The organism is Enterobacter sp. CM29 (assembly GCF_013179605.1).
GTDB lineage: Bacteria > Pseudomonadota > Gammaproteobacteria > Enterobacterales > Enterobacteriaceae > Enterobacter > Enterobacter intestinihominis.
The window spans coordinates 1-2,948 of sequence record NZ_JABMCU010000301.1 but is presented as its reverse complement, the minus strand read 5'-3'; the positions used below and the strand labels follow the sequence as shown (position 1 = coordinate 2,948).

Below are 2,948 nucleotides of genomic sequence, written 5' to 3'. Positions count from 1 at the left end.
TTTTACGTCTCGATGCGGACAAGGCGGCCGAGTTATTCCGTGCCGAGGGCGTCTGGGAGGATGTCGCAGCGCTGCTCTCATACCATACGGCCTATTTGATATTCCGTGATGCGCAGGTACTCCAGCAGCGTACCTATTCCGTTATTCGTAACCACCTTCAGGAAATGATTTTGCTCCCGGAGGAGACGCGTTTGCGTACCACGATACTGGAATATATTCAGGATCGTACGCTGCTTTCTCGCAGTAGTATACTCAATGTATTATCCGCCCTTAAACAGGGAGAATATATCTCCTTTAAGCGCGGTGGGTATTTGCTTGAAGTCAGACACTTACCTGAATCATTCTAGGGGAAGTTTAAAATTAAACAGAAATGGAATTAACGAGGCTGTTAATTTTCTATATCGTTTGCTTTCTAAGTTTTATCTTTATTAAGTAAACGGTATATTTATGAAAAAGACAGTTCTCGCTTTGATTATGGTTAATGCGTTTACCGCCACTTCCGCGTTCGCCGCCGCTGATGCGGGCACCTGGTATGGCGGAGCGAAATTCGGCTGGTCACACTATTTTGATACCAATATGGGTTCAAAAGCGTTTGATAACAATAATTCCGACCACTTCGATTTTGACCATGATAATGTCGGTGGGGGTGTTTATACGGGTTACCAGATTACCCCATGGCTTGCGGTAGAAGGCGGTTATGATTATTTAGGCAACATGCAGATCAAGGGTCAGCATGGCGCAGGGGCGCAAATGAAGACGCAGGGTCTGCAAATGTCCCTGAAGGCCAGCTATGCCTTGACCAATGACTGGGATATCTACGGCCGTGCCGGTGCGATGGGCTATCGCGCTGAATCCGATGTAAGTGGTCACAATCGTTTTGAAACCGGTGTGCGCCCGCTTGCAGCTGTGGGTACTGAATACGCCTTCAATAAAAACTGGGCTGGCCGCCTGGAATATCAGTGGGTAAGCAATGTGGGTAATGCAAACCAGATCGGTGTGAGCAGCGACCTGAGTTCCGTCACCGCAGGGCTTAGCTATCGCTTTGGTCAGTACGACTGATGCATGTGATATGGCGATTAAGAAAAACCCGGCTGCTATGTTGCCGGGTTTTTTGTTATCAGCTGGCGAATAACGGTTCAAGCATAATATGAATATTTTGCAGGCCCGTGACATTATTGTCTTTCAGGTATTGCTGATTAACCATATCTAACTGTTCCAGTTTGGTCAGCGAGGCGTAAACGCGTTGAACAGCGCTGTCCGCAACAAAAATTTCTTTTGCGGTAGTGTCCTGAAGATACTGTGATTTTACGCTGCGCGTTAAGTTATCGATCTGCTGTTTATTTTCCTGATAAAGAGACGCGATATGAGATATCTGTGCCTGCGGCGGTTTTTCCCCCGGTAATACCAGCGGAATTTGCAGATGATTAATCTTTTCAACGTTGTCTGGTGGTGGAGAGCTACATGCTGTTAATGTGCTCAGACTTAATATAGCGAAAAAGAACGGCAGGCTCTTCATCGAATCACTCCGGGGAAATAATTGGACTCAGCATTATCCCTGAAGGCCGCAGCGACGAAAGAATAAACTTATTTATTTATAAACGTTATTTCCATAGGTAAAAGAAAAGCCCGGTGATAGCCTCCTTTCCCCCCATGTACCGCCAGCGTGAATATGACGCCTCGAGGATGTATGAAATTTAAAACTCTCGTTAGTGCGATGGCCGTTGCTGGTCTGCTATTGGCCTCGTTGATCTCATTGCCTGTCCTGGCACAAAAGGAGGTGAAGGAAGCCACTGCCCATACGAAACAAATGAATGATGCACTTTATGGTCAACTGCCCTTCTTTGATAAAACCGATTTCCGAAATGCGCATAAAGGCTTTATTGCCCCGCTGCCACCTGCGGTGATTAAAGGTGAAAAAGGCGCCGTTATCTGGAATCCCCAGAAATACGCTTTTATCAAAGAAGGGCAAAAAGCGCCGGATACCGTCAACCCGAGCCTGTGGCGTCAGGCGCAGCTGAATAATATCGGCGGTCTGTTTGAAGTCACGGAAGGCGTCTACCAGATCCGCAACCTCGATCTGTCGAATATGACAATCATAGAGGGCAAAGAGGGGATCACGGTTATCGATCCGCTGGTGTCTGCGGAAACGGCTAAAGCGGGCATGGATCTTTACGTTAAGCATCGCGGCAAACGTCCGGTTGTTGCCGTTATTTATACCCATAGCCACGTCGATCATTATGGCGGCGTGCGTGGCGTAATTGATGAAGCCGGGGTAATGTCCGGCAAAGTGAAAGTCTATGCGCCAGCCGGTTTTATGGAAGAGGCGGTATCGGAAAATATCATGGCCGGAAACGCCATGAGCCGCCGTGCCAGCTATATCCACGGAAACCTGCTGAAACCCGGTGTGAAGGGGCAGGTGGGGGCAGGTCTGGGGACTACCACCTCAGCCGGAACGGTCACGCTCATCGCGCCCACTCACTCTATTACCGAAGAGGAGCAGAAAGAGGTCATTGACGGTCTCACCTATGACTTTATGCTGACGCCGGAATCGGAAGCACCGTCTGAAATGCTCTGGTATGTGGAAGAGAAAAAGCTGATCGAAGCAGCAGAGAACGTCACTCACACCCTGCACAATACCTACTCGCTGCGCGGGGCGAAAATACACGATCCGCTGGCATGGTCAAAGTACATCAATAACGCCATCGATCGTTGGGGTGATAAAGCGGAAATCATTATCGCGCAGCACCACTGGCCCACGTGGGGTAACAAAAAAGTGGTGAAGTTGATGAAAAGCCAGCGTGATATCTACCGCTATATCAACGACCAGACGCTCAGACTGGCGAATAAGGGGCTGACGAGGGATGAAATAGCCGCAAATTTCGCCCTGCCCTACGGGCTGGCTAAATCCTGGGCAGGCCGTGGCTATTACGGCTCGGTAAGCAACAACG

Annotated in this window: 4 protein-coding genes; 3 read left to right on the top strand and 1 reads right to left on the bottom strand. The window is 49.0% G+C overall.

The genetic code is table 11. From position 1 onward, the window contains the following. Positions 1–347, top strand: a 347-nt coding sequence (locus tag HP459_RS22200; protein WP_171936853.1) for a helix-turn-helix domain-containing protein, incomplete at its 5' end; no start/stop codon positions are given. 100 nt (positions 348–447) lie between these two features. Further along, positions 448–1,059, top strand: coding sequence for an outer membrane beta-barrel protein (locus HP459_RS22195; protein WP_022649276.1), 612 nt, complete (start codon positions 448–450; stop codon positions 1,057–1,059). 58 nt (positions 1,060–1,117) lie between these two features. Here the strand turns inward: HP459_RS22195 and HP459_RS22190 are convergent, their stop codons facing one another. After that, positions 1,118–1,516, bottom strand: a complete 399-nt coding sequence (locus tag HP459_RS22190; protein WP_022649275.1) for a hypothetical protein — start codon at positions 1,514–1,516, stop codon at positions 1,118–1,120. 171 nt (positions 1,517–1,687) lie between these two features. Here HP459_RS22190 and HP459_RS22185 point away from each other — a divergent pair. After that, positions 1,688–2,948 (top strand): alkyl/aryl-sulfatase (locus tag HP459_RS22185; protein WP_171936852.1); only part of this gene is annotated, 1,261 nt, incomplete at its 3' end.

Bases quoted from the DNA above. Each gene is read 5' to 3' on its own strand.
- HP459_RS22195 (WP_022649276.1), top strand. From the start codon at position 448: ATGAAAAAGACAGTTCTCGCTTTGATTATGGTTAATGCGTTTACCGCC.
- HP459_RS22190 (WP_022649275.1), bottom strand. From the start codon at position 1,516: ATGAAGAGCCTGCCGTTCTTTTTCGCTATATTAAGTCTGAGCACATTA.